12 protein-coding genes are annotated in these 14651 nt (G+C 72.6%); 2 read left to right on the forward strand and 10 right to left on the reverse strand.

All coding sequences use genetic code 11. The features are described 5' to 3' along the window. Positions 1–167: 167 nt before the first annotated feature. The 3 genes from dnaE to ACZ6S5_RS20280 are packed head-to-tail and all read right to left on the reverse strand — an operon-like array spanning position 168 to position 5077. Positions 168–3701: a DNA polymerase III subunit alpha gene (dnaE, locus tag ACZ6S5_RS20270; protein ID WP_466002554.1), complete on the reverse strand. Its 3534-nt coding sequence runs from the start codon at positions 3699–3701 to the stop codon at positions 168–170. 51 nt (positions 3702–3752) lie between these two features. Next, the gene (locus tag ACZ6S5_RS20275; RefSeq protein WP_466002556.1) at positions 3753–4364 is read right to left on the reverse strand and encodes a GNAT family N-acetyltransferase; all 612 of its coding nucleotides are present in this window, start codon (positions 4362–4364) and stop codon (positions 3753–3755) included. Between the two features lie 32 nt (positions 4365–4396). Next, on the reverse strand, positions 4397–5077 hold the full coding sequence (locus ACZ6S5_RS20280; protein WP_466002558.1) for a TetR/AcrR family transcriptional regulator C-terminal domain-containing protein: 681 nt from the start codon (positions 5075–5077) through the stop codon (positions 4397–4399). Positions 5078–5126: 49 nt separating this feature from the next. Here ACZ6S5_RS20280 and ACZ6S5_RS20285 point away from each other — a divergent pair, with 49 nt between their 5' ends. Further along, the gene (locus tag ACZ6S5_RS20285; protein WP_466002560.1) at positions 5127–6119 is read left to right on the forward strand and encodes a hypothetical protein; all 993 of its coding nucleotides are present in this window, start codon (positions 5127–5129) and stop codon (positions 6117–6119) included. 79 nt (positions 6120–6198) lie between these two features. Here ACZ6S5_RS20285 and ACZ6S5_RS20290 read toward each other — a convergent pair whose 3' ends face one another. The 7 genes from ACZ6S5_RS20290 to pgsA form a co-directional block, all read right to left on the reverse strand. After that, positions 6199–6948 (reverse strand): YebC/PmpR family DNA-binding transcriptional regulator, encoded by a 750-nt coding sequence (locus ACZ6S5_RS20290; protein WP_466002562.1) that lies wholly within the window; start codon positions 6946–6948, stop codon positions 6199–6201. Between the two features lie 216 nt (positions 6949–7164). Beyond that, positions 7165–7770 (reverse strand): pyridoxal 5'-phosphate synthase glutaminase subunit PdxT, encoded by a 606-nt coding sequence (gene pdxT / locus ACZ6S5_RS20295; RefSeq protein WP_466002564.1) that lies wholly within the window; start codon positions 7768–7770, stop codon positions 7165–7167. A gap of 8 nt (positions 7771–7778) precedes the next feature. Next, on the reverse strand, positions 7779–8696 hold the full coding sequence (gene pdxS / locus ACZ6S5_RS20300) for a pyridoxal 5'-phosphate synthase lyase subunit PdxS (protein WP_466002566.1): 918 nt from the start codon (positions 8694–8696) through the stop codon (positions 7779–7781). A gap of 137 nt (positions 8697–8833) precedes the next feature. Continuing rightward, positions 8834–9328 carry a hypothetical protein gene (locus ACZ6S5_RS20305; RefSeq protein ID WP_466002568.1) on the reverse strand — a complete coding sequence of 165 codons (495 nt, stop codon included), beginning with the start codon at positions 9326–9328 and terminating at the stop codon, positions 8834–8836. A 90-nt stretch (positions 9329–9418) separates the two neighbouring features. Next, positions 9419–10579 (reverse strand): glycosyltransferase family 4 protein, encoded by a 1161-nt coding sequence (locus tag ACZ6S5_RS20310; protein WP_466002570.1) that lies wholly within the window; start codon positions 10577–10579, stop codon positions 9419–9421. 16 nt (positions 10580–10595) lie between these two features. Continuing rightward, positions 10596–11537 carry a phosphatidylinositol mannoside acyltransferase gene (locus ACZ6S5_RS20315; protein ID WP_466002572.1) on the reverse strand — a complete coding sequence of 314 codons (942 nt, stop codon included), beginning with the start codon at positions 11535–11537 and terminating at the stop codon, positions 10596–10598. Continuing rightward, positions 11534–12154, reverse strand: coding sequence for a phosphatidylinositol phosphate synthase (pgsA, locus tag ACZ6S5_RS20320; protein ID WP_466002574.1), 621 nt, complete (start codon positions 12152–12154; stop codon positions 11534–11536). The genes ACZ6S5_RS20315 and pgsA overlap by 4 nt, the downstream gene beginning before the upstream one ends. Positions 12155–12405: 251 nt before the next feature. Between pgsA and ACZ6S5_RS20325 the strand changes: the two genes are divergently transcribed. Further along, positions 12406–14568, forward strand: a complete 2163-nt coding sequence (locus ACZ6S5_RS20325; RefSeq protein ID WP_466002575.1) for an elongation factor G-like protein EF-G2 — start codon at positions 12406–12408, stop codon at positions 14566–14568. Positions 14569–14651 lie beyond the last annotated feature (83 nt).

Consider the following 14651-nt stretch of genomic DNA (forward strand, 5'->3'; position numbering starts at 1 on the left):
GGGTGGGGTGCGAGGTGGGGGGGGGGGGGGGTTCGACGACGGAACCGCCCCCCCCCCAAACCCCCCCCCCCCCCCCCCCCCCCCCCCCTCGGGGGGGCTCCCCCCCCCCCCCCCCCCCCCCCCCCACCACCTCGCGGATCGAGTGGAATCCGGCGCGCCGCGACCGGTCAGCTGACGTTGGCCGGGCCGAGGACGCTCTTCAGGTCGCCCATCAGGGCGGTGGTGGCCGCCACCCGGAACGGGCCGAGGCGCAGCGTGGTGACCTTGCCGCCGTTGAGCAGCTTGACGTGCACCTCGGTGTCGCCGGGGTGCAGCACCAGGGTCTCCTTGAGCTTCTCCACCAGCGGCGGGGTGCAGCGGTGCACCGGGATGGTCAGGGTGACCGGCTTGTTGGCCGGGTTGCTGCTGATGTCCGGCATGGACATGTCCATCGCCATGATCCGCGGGATGTCGTCGCGCCGGTCGACCCGCCCCTTGACCACCACGATCGCGTCCTCGGCGATGTACTGGCCGATCACCTCGTAGGTGTTGGGGAAGAAGAGCGTCTCGACCCCGCCGGCCAGGTCCTCCAGAGTGGCCGAGGCCCAGGCCCGGCCCTGCTTGGTGACCCGGCGCTGCACGCCGGAGAGAATGCCGGCCAGGGTGACCACCGCGCCGTCGGGCACGGTCCCCTCCTCGGAGAGCGCGGTGATGGTGCAGTCGGCCGCCGCGCCGAGCACGTGCTCCAGGCCGAAGAGCGGGTGGTCGGAGACGTACAGACCGAGCATCTCGCGCTCGAAGGCGAGCTTGTCGCGCTTGTCCCACTCCCCCTCGGCGATGGTCGGCATCACCGTGGTGCTGCCGCCGGTGTCGGCGTCGCCGAAGCCGGCTCCGAACAGGTCGTACTGGCCGACGGCCTCCTTGCGCTTGACGTCGGCGTACGCGTCGATCGCGTCGGCGTGCACCGCCAGCAGGCCCTTGCGCGGGTGGCCCATCGAGTCGAACGCCCCGGCCTTGATCAGCGATTCGATGGTCTTCTTGTTGCAGACCACGGCGTCCACCTTGGACAGGAAGTCGTAGAAGTCGGCGTACGCGCCCTTCTCCTCCCGGCACCGCATGATCGAGGTGACCACGTTTGCGCCGACGTTGCGGATCGCCGCCAGGCCGAACCGGATGTCCCGGCCGACCGGGGTGAACGGCCCGGCCGAGGTGTTCACGTCGGGCGGCAGCACCTGGATGCCCATCCGGCGGCACTCGGAGAGATAGAGCGCCATCTTGTCCTTGTCGTCGCCGACGGAGGTGAGCAGCGCCGCCATGTACTCGGCCGGGTAGTGCGCCTTGAGGTACGCCGTCCAGTACGAGACCAGGCCGTACGCGGCCGAGTGCGCCTTGTTGAAGGCGTAGCCGGCGAACGGGACGAGGACGTCCCAGACGGCCTGGATGGCCTCGTCGGAGTAGCCGCGTTCGCGGCAGCCGTCCCGGAACGGGATGAACTCCTTGTCGAGGATCTCCTTCTTCTTCTTGCCCATCGCCCGGCGCAGCAGGTCGGCCTGGCCGAGGCTGTAGCCGGCGAGGATCTGCGCGGCGCGCTGCACCTGCTCCTGGTAGACGATCAGGCCGTAGGTGGGCGCGAGGATCTCCCGCAGCGGCTCCTCCAGCTCCGGATGGATCGGGGTGATCTCCTGGAGCTGGTTCTTGCGCAGCGCGTAGTTGGTGTGCGAGTCGACGCCCATCGGGCCGGGCCGATAGAGGGCCAGCACGGCGGAGATGTCCTCGAAGTTGTCCGGCTTCATCAGCCGCAGCAGTGAGCGCATCGGCCCGCCGTCGAGCTGGAACACGCCCAGCGTGTCACCGCGGGCGAGCAGCTCGTAGGCGGCTTTGTCGTCCAGCGGCAGGGCCAGCAGGTCCAGCTCCTTGTGGTGGTTGAGCTGGATGTTCTTGACCGCGTCGTCGATGATCGTCAGGTTGCGCAGGCCGAGGAAGTCCATCTTCAGCAGCCCGAGCGACTCGCAGGTCGGATAGTCGAACTGCGTGATGATCACGCCGTCGGAGTCGCGCCGCATCAGCGGGATGTGCTCGATGATCGGCTCGGCGGACATGATCACGCCGGCCGCGTGCACGCCGGTCTGCCGGATCAGCCCCTCGATGCCCTTCGCGGTCTCGATGACCTTCTTGACGTCCGGGTCGGACTCGTAGAGGCCGCGGATCTCGCCCGCCTCGGCGTAGCGCGGGTGCTTCGGGTCGAAGATGCCGGACAGCGGGATGTCCTTGCCCATCACCGCCGGGGGCATCGCCTTGGTGATCCGGTCGCCCACCGCGTACGGGAAACCCAGCACCCGGGCCGAGTCCTTGATCGCGGCCTTCGCCTTGATGGTGCCGAAGGTCGCGATCTGCGCGACCTTGTCCTCGCCCCACTTGTCGGTGACGTACCGGATCACCTCGCCGCGCCGGCGCTCGTCGAAGTCGATGTCGACATCCGGCATGGAGATCCGCTCGGGGTTGAGGAACCGCTCGAAGATCAGGCCGTGCGGGATCGGGTCCAGGTCGGTGATGCCCAGCGCGTACGCGACCAGCGAGCCGGCGGCCGAGCCACGGCCCGGACCGACGGCGATGCCCTGGCTCTTCGCCCACTGGATGAAGTCCGCGACCACGAGGAAGTACGACGGGAAGCCCATCTGGATGATGACGCCCAGCTCGTACTCGGCCTGGACGACGTGCCCCTCCGGGATGCCGTTGGGGAAGCGGCGCTTCAACCCCGCGAAGGTCTCCTTGCGGAACCAGGACTCCTCGGTCTCTCCGTCGGGGATCGGGAAACGCGGCATCAGGTTGTGGAACTCGAACATCCCGGCGGGGTCGACCTTCTCGGCGACCAGCAGGGTGTTGCGACAGCCCTGCTGCCAGAGCTCCGAGTTGTTGACCGCACGCATCTGGTCGGCCGACTTGATGTAGTAGCCGCCGCCCTCGAGGCGGAACCGGTTGGGGTCGTCGATGTTGCTGGCGGTCTGCACGCAGAGCAGCACGTCGTGCGCCTCCGCCTGATCCTCGCGTGTGTAGTGCGAGTCGTTGGTGACCACCGGCGGGATGCCGAGCTTCCGGCCGATCTCGGTGAGCCCGTCCCGGACCCGGCGCTCGATGTCGAGGCCGTGGTCCATGATCTCCAGGAAGTAGTTGTCCTTGCCGAAGATGTCCTGGTACGCGGCGGCGACCTTGAGCGCCTCGTCGAACTGCCCGAGCCGCAGCCGGGTCTGCACCGCGCCGGACGGGCAGCCGGTGGTGGCCATGATGCCCTCGGCGTACTCGGCGATCAGCTCCATGTCCATCCGGGGCCACTTGATGTAGTGGCCCTCCATGGAGGCGCGCGAGTTGAGCTTGAACAGGTTGTGCAGCCCCGTCTTGTTCTGCGCCCACATGGTCATGTGGGTGATCGCGCCGTTACCGGAGACGTCGTCGCTCTTCTGCTCCGGGCGGCCCCACTTGACCCGCTGCTTGTGGAAGCGCGACTCCGGCGCCACGTACGCCTCGACGCCGAGGATCGGGGTGATCCCGGCGGCCATCGCCTGCTTGTAGAAGTCGTTCGCGCCGTGCATGTTGCCGTGGTCGGTCATCGCCACCGCCGGCATGCCGAGCCGCGCGGCCTCGGCGAGGAGGTCCTTGAGCCGGGCCGCCCCGTCGAGCATCGAGTACTCGGTGTGCACGTGCAGATGCGCGAACGAATCAGCCATGCGTGGCGCCCCCCGGCGGTGTGGATCTTGATGGTCGGAACCGACCGGCACCTACCCTACCGAGGTGATCCGGCGGCCTCCACCGTCCGCGCCGGGGGTGGTCTCCGTCTCCTCCCGCCACTCCGGGGCCAGCAGGGCGTACACCAGCTCGTCGGTCCACTCGCCCTTCACGAACTCGTTCTCCCGCAGGTGCGCCTCGCGGCGCATGCCGAGCCGTTCCAGCACCCGGGCCGAGGCGGTGTTGCGGCCGTCGAGGCGGCCCACGATCCGGTGCAGGCCGAGGCCGTCGAAGCCGAGCCGCAGCATCTCCCGGGCCGCCTCGGTGACGTACCCGTGGCCGGCGTGGTCCGGGTGCAGCACGTACCCGATCTCGCCCTGGCGATGCTCGGCGCTGGTCCAGATCAGCAGCACGTCGCCGATCACCTCCCCCGTCTCCGGCAACACCAGCGCCAGGTTCAGCGCGTCCCCCTGCTCGCGCAGCGCGGTGCGCACCCGCATCCGCTCGATCGCCGCCACTGCGGCGGCCCGGTCGTAGGGGTCGTGGTAGAGGTAGCGCGTGACGTCCGGGCGGGAGCGGTAGGCGTACAGGACGTCGAGGTCGTCGGCGGTGAAGGCGCGCAGCACCAGGCGGTCGGTGCGCAGCGGCAGATCGGGGACGAGCATCCCGGCAGGCTAGGGCCACGCCCGGCGGTCGGTCACCCGAGTTTCCCGGCGATGCCGTCGAGCACGATCTCCAGGCCGGCGTCGAACGCCTCGGTGGCGTCGAGCTGCCGCCCCGCGCTGAAGATCCGGGCCAGGGTGGGGTGCCGGCCGTCCCCCACCGCACGGGCCAGATAGGCGAGCTGCTCGGGCGCCGGCACGTGGGCGGTCCCCCCGGCCGGCACCCGCAGCAGCTCCAGGTGCAGCTCGCCGACCAGATAGCCGAGGAAGACGTTCGCGGCGTGCATCAGCGTGGTCGGCGACCGGCCCGGCCCGTCCAACGCGGCGAAGAGCCATTCCTGGTACGCCAGCCCGTGCGGCCCGTACGGCGGGCGGCTGCCGAGCAGCGTCACGTACCAGGGGTGGCGGCGGGCGACGGCCACGGTGGCGGCGGCGAGCAGGCGCAGTCGGTCCCGCCAGTCGCCGGCCTCGGGGGCGGGCAGCTCGATCTCGCCGCAGGTCGCGTCGGCGAGCAGGTCGAGCAGGTCGTCGCGGGAGTCGAGGTGGCGGTAGAGGCGCATCGGCATGACGTCGAGCCGGGCGGCGACGCCGCGCAGGGTCACCGCGTCGAGGCCGCCGTCGTCGGCGAGGACGCAGGCCGCGGCCACGATCGCCGGTCGGTCCAGCGGGGGCCGGTGCCGGCGGGCCGGCTCGGGGCGTTCCCAGACCACGCTCACGGCGGTACAGTGTACCGGCACCGATACGGCGTATCGATAAGGAGTGGCCATGCGGATCCGGGGCGTCGTCTACGACACCGGTGTCGAGCTGCTACCCGGCCGGCCCTCCCGTCCCGACTTCGACCCGGACCAGGTTCGCGCCGACCTGCGGGTGATCGCCACCGAACTGCACGCCACCGCGGTACGCCTGATCGGGCACGACCTCGACCGGCTGCGGCTGGCCGCCGAGGTCGCCGCCGAGGCGGGGATGGCGGTCTGGCTCTCCCCCAGCCTGCCCAACGCCACGCCGGCCGCCGCCCGCGCGCACCTTGCGGCCTGCGCCGGCGACGCCGAGCGGCTGCGTGCCCGGGGCGCGGAGGTGGTGCTGGTCGCCGACTGGGAGGCGACCCTGTTCCTGCGCGGCATCGTCGCCGGGGCCACCGCCGCCGACCGGATGGCCACCATGACCAGCCCGCGCCGGCTGTTGTGCAGCACGCTGCGGCACGGCCCGTTCCCGTACGCCCTCCGCCGCCACCTGCGCCGCGCCGCCGCCACCGCCCGGACCCGGTTCCACGGCCCGGTGACCTACGCGGCGCTCGGCTTCGAAAGCGTCGACTGGCGACCGTTCGACTACGTCGGGGTCGACCACTACCGCGCCGGGCAGTCGCCGGAGGACTGGGCCGCGGCGATCGGGCGGTGGCGGCGGTCCGGCCGGCCCGTGGTGCTGACCGAGCTGGGCTGCGCCACGTACGCGGGCGCCGAGTCGCGGGGTGCGCTCGCCTGGACGGTGGTGGACCGCGCCGCGGACCCGCCCCGGCTGCGCGAACCCGTGGTCCGGGACGAGCGGGCGCAGGCTGCGGAGGTCGGCCGGCTGCTGGACCTGGCCGCGGGCGCCGGCGTCGAGGGCGTCTTCGTCTTCACGTACGCCGCGTTCAGCTACCCGCACCGGCCCGAACCCGAACTGGACCTGGACACCGCCGGCTACGGCCTGGTCGCGGTCCGGCCCGACGGCTCGGTACGCCGCAAGGCGGCCTTCGACGCGGTCGCCCGGCGCTTCGGCTGACCCGCCGAGCCGGCACGACGAATCGCCGGGCCGGTGAGGGCACCGACCCGGCGTCCGCTGTTCCGCCTCGGCGCCGTCGTCAGCCGACGGCGGCCATCACCTCATCGGAGACGTCGAAGTTCGCGTAGACGTTCTGCACGTCGTCGCAGTCCTCGAGGACGTCGATCAGCTTGAAGATCTTGCGCGCGCCGTCCTCGTCCAGCGGCACGTTGACGCTGGGGATGAGCGAGGACTCGGCCGACTCGTACTCGATGCCGGCGTCCTGCAGGGCGGTGCGCACCGCGATCAGGTCGGTCGGCTCGGAGACCACCTCGAACGCCTCACCGAGGTCGTTGACCTCCTCGGCGCCGGCGTCGAGGACCGCCATCATCACGTCGTCCTCGGAGGTGCCGGCCTTGGGGACGATCACCACGCCCTTGCGCGAGAACATGTACGACACCGAGCCGGCGTCGGCGAACGAGCCGCCGTTGCGGGTCAGCGCGGTGCGCACCTCGGTGGCGGCGCGGTTTCGGTTGTCGGTGAGGCACTCGATGAGCAGCGCGACGCCGTTCGGGCCGTAGCCCTCGTACATGATCGTCTGGTAGTCGGCGCCGCCGGCCTCCAGGCCGGAGCCCCGCTTGACCGCGCGGTCGATGTTGTCGTTCGGGACGGAGTTCTTCTTCGCCTTCTGGATGGCGTCGAAGAGGGTCGGGTTGCCGGCCGGGTCGCCGCCGCCGGTCCGGGCCGCCACCTCGACGTTCTTGATCAGCTTGGCGAACATCTTGCCGCGCTTGGCGTCGATGACGGCCTTCTTGTGCTTGGTGGTCGCCCACTTTGAGTGGCCGGACATCTCATACCTCCGTCTGTTGACTCACGCCTGCGTCGACTGTCCGCGCCCGCGCCACACCGGGACCGACGTGCGGTCGGATGGGGGGCGGCGGCGGGCGGTGAGCCCTGCCGAACCGCGGCAATCCTACCGAGGTCGCACCCATCGGTGTCACACACGGCACCACAGCGGGCGTGGCACGGCCCCCGACCCGGCGGGTCGGGGGCCGGTGGACGGGGTTCAGGCGGCGCGCACGAGATCCACGAAGTAGCGGTGCAGCCGCAGGTCGCCGGTGAGCTCCGGGTGGAACGAGGTGGCCAGCAGGTTGCCCTGCCGGACCGCGACGACCCGGTCGGCGGCCGGCCCGTCGGTGACCCGGCCGAGCACCTCCACGCCCGCGCCGACCCGCTCCACCCAGGGCGCCCGGATGAAGACGGCGTGGAACGGCTCGCCCGTTACCCCGGCGATCTCCACCGGCGCCTCGAACGAGTCGACCTGCCGGCCGAACGCGTTGCGCCGCACGGTCATCTCGATGCCCTGGAAGCCGCGCTGGTCCGGGCGGCCGTCGAGCACCTCGGTGGCCAGCATGATCATGCCGGCGCAGGAGCCGTACACCGGCATGCCGGCGGCGATCCGCTTGTCGATCGGCTCGCGCATCTCGAAGATGTCGACGAGCTTGCTCATCGTGGTGGACTCACCGCCCGGGACGACCAGCCCGTCGACCGCGTCCAGCTCCACCGGCCGGCGGACCGCGCGGACGTCGGCGCCCGCCCCGGCCAGGGCGGCGACGTGCTCGCGCACGTCACCCTGGAGGGCGAGCACCCCGATCACGGGACGGTTGCTCATCGCGTACGTCACCAGCCGCGCTCGGCCAGCCGGTGCGGCTGCGGGATGTCGTCGACGTTGATGCCGACCATCGCCTCGCCCAGGCCGCGGGAGACCTTGGCCAGCACGTCCGGGTCGTCGTGGAAGGTGGTGGCCTTGACGATCGCGGCGGCCCGCTGGGCCGGGTTGCCCGACTTGAAGATGCCCGAGCCGACGAAGACGCCCTCGGCGCCGAGCTGCATCATCATGGCCGCGTCGGCCGGGGTGGCGATGCCGCCCGCGGTGAACAGCACGACCGGCAGCTTGCCGCTCTCGGCAACCTCCTTGACCAGCTCGTACGGCGCCTGGAGCTCCTTGGCGGCGACGTACAGCTCGTCGGCCGGCAGCGACTGGAGGCGGCGGATCTCCTGGCGGATCTTGCGCATGTGGGTGGTGGCGTTGGAGACGTCGCCGGTGCCGGCCTCGCCCTTCGAGCGGATCATGGCGGCGCCCTCGGTGATCCGGCGCAACGCCTCGCCCAGGTTGGTCGCGCCGCAGACGAAGGGGACGGTGAAGGCCCACTTGTCGATGTGGTTCGCGTAGTCGGCCGGGGTCAGCACCTCGGACTCGTCGACGTAGTCGACGCCGAGGGACTGCAGGATCCGCGCCTCGACGAAGTGGCCGATCCGGGCCTTGGCCATCACCGGGATCGAGACGGCGTTGATGATGCCGTCGATCATGTCCGGGTCGCTCATCCGGGACACGCCGCCCTGCGCGCGGATGTCGGCCGGCACGCGCTCCAGTGCCATGACGGCGACGGCGCCCGCGTCCTCGGCGATCTTGGCCTGCTCGGGAGTGACCACGTCCATGATCACGCCGCCCTTGAGCATCTCGGCCATGCCCCGCTTGACGCGGGCGGTGCCGACGACCGGGGTGGCGTTGGTGTTCGGGGAGGTGGATTCGGACACGGGTCATCGCTCCTTGGACGGTATTCGGGGTGGCTTGCGAACGAGGCTACGACGACGTCAACGCCGGTCCGACAGCCAATCAGACCCCCGGTGGCCTGCTCTGTGGCCGGGGTCACCCCAGCCCGGGACGGTCCGGGTCAGCCGGTGGGGACGTCCGCCGGAACGCTCAGAGTGGGGTCGTCGATGTCGAAGTAACGGGGCCACTCGCGGCCCCGCCCCATCCGGAACAGGCGTACCAGCGGCCGGCCGCGGGCGGCCCGGGCGTCCCGGACCAGGTCGGTGTGCACCTGCCGGGCCAGGGCCAGCCGCCGGCTCGCCGCGATCACCGCCTCGCAGGCGGCGTCGTCCGGGGCCAGCTCGACCGCGCGCAACTGCCGGGTGAGGTCGTTCTCGGCCGCCTCCCGCTCCTCGGGGACGGCGTCGAGGGCGATCCGGGCCGCCGCGTACAGCTCCACGCCGTACCGCCGCTCGGCCAGCACCGCCGCGGCCGCCGCGCGGCGCAGCAGGTGGGCGTCGAGCGCCCGGGCCGCCGACTCCGCCCGGGTCTGCAGCCGTTGGACCCGGCCGGCCGTCCAGATCAGGTACGCCGCGACCAGCCCGACGACCAGGACGCCGCCCACCACCCACCACATGCCCGGCATCGTAGTGCTGCTCCTCCTCCCGCCCGGTCCGAGCGGCCCCGGCCGACGCCCTCATCACACCGGCCCCACCGGTCACGGAGGTCAGCCCAGCCCCGCCCACTCCTGGTCCATGACCCGACCGTCGGTGGCCTCGATCGCCGCTGCGTATACCTCCAGAACCCGGCGGGCAACCACGGGCCAGTCGAAATTCGCCACCACCTGGTCGCCGCAGGCGGTCAGCGCCGCCCGCCGGTCCGCGTCGTCGAGCAGTTCGAGCAGGGCGGTCCGCAGCGCCGCCGCGTCCCCGGTCGGGAAGAGCCGGCCCGCCCGCCCGCCGTCCAGCACCCGGCGGAACGCGTCCAGGTCGCTGGCCACCACGGTGGTGCCGGCGGCGAGCGCCTCGGTGAGGATCATCCCGAAGGATTCCCCGCCGGTGTTCGGTGCGACGTAGAGGTGCAGGCTGCGCAGCATGCGAGGTTTGTCCGCCTCGGAGACCATGCCGAGGAAGGTGACCCGGTCCCGCAGCTCGGCCGGGAACTGCCCGTACAGGTCCCCCCTGTCGCCCGGGCCCGCGACCAGCAGGCGCAGCCCGGGGCGCTCCGGGGCGAGCGCGACGAAGGCGTCCCGCAGGATCGGGAAGCCCTTGCGCGGCTCGGTGAACCGGCCGAGGAAACCCAGCGTCCCGCCGGTGCCCGGCGCGCACTCCCCCGGCCAGCCCGGCAGCGGCTCGACGCCGGCGAACTTCGCCACCGCCACCCCGTTGGGGATCTCCACCGCGCCGCCGTCCATGTGCTCGACCTGCACCTTGCGGGCCAGGGCGCTGACCGCGATCCGGGCGGTGATGCGTTCCAGCAGGATCTGCAGCACCCCCTGGGCGGCGGAGAGCACCCGGGAGCGGGTCATCGCGGTGTGGAAGGTGGCCACCACCGGGCCGCGGGCGCAGAGCACCGCCAGCATCGACAGGCTGGGGGTGAGCGGCTCGTGCACGTGCAGCACGTCGAACTCGCCCCGGGTGATCCAGCGCCGCGCCCGGGCCGTGGAGACCGGGCCGAAGGCGATCCGGGCCACCGAGCCGTTGTACGGCAGCGGCACCGCCCGCCCGGCCGACACCACGTACGCCGGCAGCGGCGCGTCCTCGTCAGCCGGCGCCAGCACGCTCACCTCGTGGCCCAGCCCGATCAGCGCCTCGGCCAGGTCCATCACGTGGTTCTGCACGCCACCCGGCACGTCGAAGGAGTACGGGCACACGATGCCGATCCGCACGTCAGTGCCCTCTCCCTCAGATCGTCCCGGTGGTGGCGGGCGGTGCCGGGGCGTCCGTGCCGCCGCCGCCTGCCGCGCGCTGGTCCAGCCACATCCGCTGCAACATGTGCCAGTCTTCCGGATGCCGGGCGATGCCCGCCGCCAGACCGTCGGCAATCCGCTGGGTCACCGTCCGGACCCGGTCGTCCAGCGGGCCGCTCTCCGGATCGGGCAGCTCCAGCGGGCCCTCGAGCGAGGCGCAGGCGGCGTCCGGCTCGTACCACAGTGAGGCGACGTAGAGCGGGGCGCCGGTTCGGATGGCCAGCAGGGCCGGGCCGGCCGGCATCCGGGTGCGGCCGCCGAAGAACTCCACCTCGACACCCCGGGCGGAAAGGTCCCGGTCGGCCAGCAGCGGCACCACGGCGCCCGCCCGCAGCCGGTCGACCAGCACGTCGAACGCGGGGCGGTCGCCGCCGTGGGTGGGCAGGATCTCCATGCCCAGGCCCTGCCGGAAGGCGAGGAACCGCTCGTAGACGCCCTCCGGCTTGAGCCGTTCGGCGACGGTGGTGATCGGCCAGCCGGTGGCGGCCACCCAGGCGCCAGCGGCGTCCCAGTTGCCGGCGTGCGGCAGGGCGACCACCGCGCCCCGGCCGGACTCCACGTCGGCGGCGAGCTTCTCCACCCCGCCCAGGCGGAACCCGGCGAGGATCTCCCGGCGGCTCAGCGCGGGCAGCCGGAATGCCTCCAACCAGTACCGGGCGTAGGAGCGCAGGCCGCGCTTCACCAGGTCGTCCAGCTCCGCCTCGGACACCTCCGGGCCGACCACCCGGCGCAGGTTGGCGCGCAGCCGGGCCGTACCCCCGCCGCCCCGCCGGTGGGCGCGGTCGGCGCCCGCCCGGAAGGCCGCGGCGACCACGGGCCGGGGCAGCGAGCGAACCAGCCGCCACCCGGCGACGTAGCCCGCCTCGGTGAGATTCACTCCTGGCCGACCAGCTGCGCCTGCTTGTACACGTGGGCCATCCGCTGCCCGACCGTGAAGATCGAGACGGCGGCGAGCAGCCAGAGCGCGATCGGCAGGGCGGGGTCGAGACCGAGGCCGGTGAGCAGGCCGCCCACGCCGACGATCAGCAGCCGCTCGGTACGCTCCGCGATGCCCACGTTGCAGGTCATGCCCAGCCCCTCGGCACGGGCCTTGACGTACGAGACCAGCCCGCCGGCGGCCAGGCAGAGCAGCGCGGCGGCCACCCCGGAGTAGTGGTGCTGGGTGGCCAGCAGGTACGCGACTGCGCCGAAGACGGCGCTGTCGGCGATCCGGTCCATGCTCGAGTCGAGGAAGGCGCCGAACTTCGTGGCGCCGCCGCTCATCCGGGCCATCGTCCCGTCGAGCAGATCGGTGAGCGCGAAGACCGTGACGATCAGCGCGCCGGCGACCAGCTCGCCACGCGCGCCGAAGCCGAGCGCGCCGACGAGCACGCCGAGGGTGCCGGTCACGGTGACCGCGTTGGGGGAAACGCCGGCGCGGAGCAGCCCGCGCGCGACCGGCTCCACGACGCGGGTCATGCCCGCGCGGGCCGTTACTTGGAAGATCTTCGCCATGGCGGTCCCACGATAACGGCCGGCAGCGGCCGGGGACACAGCCGGTCGTACCGACCCGCCAGCCGCTCTTGTGTCGACTCGGTAACGGGTGTGAGATCGAGCGTGGGAGGTGAGCCAGTTCACCGGAACACCGGTCCGCGTACCCGTCGTCCAGGAGACCACCGGAGGATATCGCCGCGGCACCCGCCCGGGCCGCTTCCCCGTCGCGCGCGGCGGTCGCCACCACCACCGGCTGAGGGAGGTGCGCCGCGATGGCGCAGAAAAATCAGGAGAAGGGGGTCACCGGCGGCGCGCCGGTGGTGACCGAACCCGACAGGGTTCGCAACGTGGTGCTCGTCGGGCACTCCGGTGCGGGCAAGACCACGCTGGTCGAGGCGCTGCTCGCGGCCAGCGGCACGATCGGCCGGGCCGGCAGCGTCACCGACGGGACCACCGTCTGCGACCACGATCCCGCCGCCGTACGCCAGCAGCGCTCCGTCGCCCTGGCCTGCGCCCCGCTGCTGCACCGCGACGTCAAGGTCAACCTCCTGGACACCCCCGGATACGGCGACTTCGTCGGCGAGCTGCGCGCCGGCCTGCGCGCGGCCGACGCGGCGCTGTTCGTGGTCTCCGCCGTCGACGGCATGGACGCGGCCACGGCCGCGCTCTGGGAGGAGTGCGCCGCGGTGGACATGCCGCGGGCCGTGGCGGTGTCCCGACTGGACCACCCGCGCGCCGACTTCGACGAGGCCGTCGCGCTCTGCCAGCGGGTCTTCGGCGACAACGTGCTCCCGCTCTACCTGCCGATGCTCGGCGACGACGGCGAGTCCGTCGCCGGCCTGATGGGGCTGATCACCCGGCGCGTCTTCGACTACTCGAACGGGCTGCCGCCGACCGTCCGCGAACCGGACCCGGAGCACCTGCCGGCGATCCAGGAGTCCCGCAACGAGCTCATCGAGGGGATCATCGCGGAGAGCGAGGACGAGACCCTGATGGACCGCTACCTCGGCGGCGAGGAGATCGACACCGAGGTGCTCATCACCGACCTGGAGAAGGCGGTCGCCCGCGGCCACTTCTACCCGGTGGTGCCGGTCTGCGCGGAGACCGGGGTCGGCCTGGACGCGCTGCTCGACGGCCTGGTGGCGGCGTTCCCGTCGCCGCTGGAGCACGAACTGCCGGCGGTCACCGGGGTGGACGGCTCGCCCCGGCCCCCGCTGGCCTGCGAGCCGGACGGCCCGCTGGTCGCCGAGGTGGTCAAGACGACCGTGGACCGGCACGTCGGCCGGGTCTCCCTGGTCCGGGTCTTCTCCGGCACGCTCCGCCCCGACCAGCAGATCCACGTGTCGGGACACGGCATGGCCGAGCGCGGCCACCCCGACCACGACGCCGACGAGCGGGTCGGCCACATCTACAGCCCGCTCGGCGCGACGCTGCGCGAGGTGGCCGCCGCGGTGGCCGGCGACATCTGCGCGATCACCAAGTCGGGCAGCGCGGAGACCGGTGACACCATCTCCGCCAAGGACGAGCCGCTGCTCGTCGCCCCGTGGGAGATGCCGGAGCCGCTGCTGCCGGTGGCGATCGTGGCGAAAAGCCGGGCCGACGAGGACGCCCTGGCCCGCAACCTGGCCCGGCTGGTCGCCGGCGACCCGACGCTGCGGCTGGACCGCAACGCCGAGACCCACCAGTTGGTGCTCTGGTGCATGGGCGAGGCGCACGCCGACGTGGTGCTGGACCGGCTGCGCGCCGGCGGCGTCGAGCTGGAGACCGAGCCGGTCCGGGTGGCGCTGCGCGAGACGTTCACCGCCGCCGCCAAGGGGCACGGCCGGCACGTCAAGCAGTCCGGCGGGCACGGCCAGTACGCGGTCTGCGACATCGAGGTGGCGCCGCTGCCGCGCGGGACCGGATTCGAGTTCGTGGACAAGGTGGTCGGCGGGGCGGTCCCGCACAACTACATCCCGTCCGTGGAGAAGGGCGTCCGGGCCCAGATGGAACGCGGTCTGGTCGCCGGCTGCCAGGTGGTGGACCTGCGGGTGACCCTCTTCGACGGCAAGGCGCACAGCGTCGACTCCTCCGACGCGGCGTTCCAGACCGCCGGCGCGCTGGCGCTGCGCGACGCCGCCGAGAAGGGCCAGCCGGCGCTGCTGGAGCCGGTGGACGAGGTGACCATCCGGGTGCCCGACGCGTCGGTGGGCGCGGTGATGGGCGACCTCTCCGGGCGGCGCGGCCGGGTGCTGGGCACCGAGCCCGACCCGGACGCCGAGGGGCGCACCCTGGTCCGGGCCGAGGTGCCCGCCACCGAGCTGCTCCGCTACGCGGTCGAGCTGCGCTCGATGACCGCCGGCACCGGCACCTTCCGTCGCGAGTTCGCCCGCTACGAGCCGATGCCCGCCCACCTCGCCGAGCAGGTCCGCAAGGAAGCCACCACCCATCCCTGACCCTCACCCCGCCGCGCCCGCCCCGCCGGGCGCCCGCCCTGCGGCGACCAATTCACGGAAACAGTGGTCTCCGCAGCGCGGGA

Source organism: Micromonospora sp. NPDC051924, from assembly GCF_055586005.1.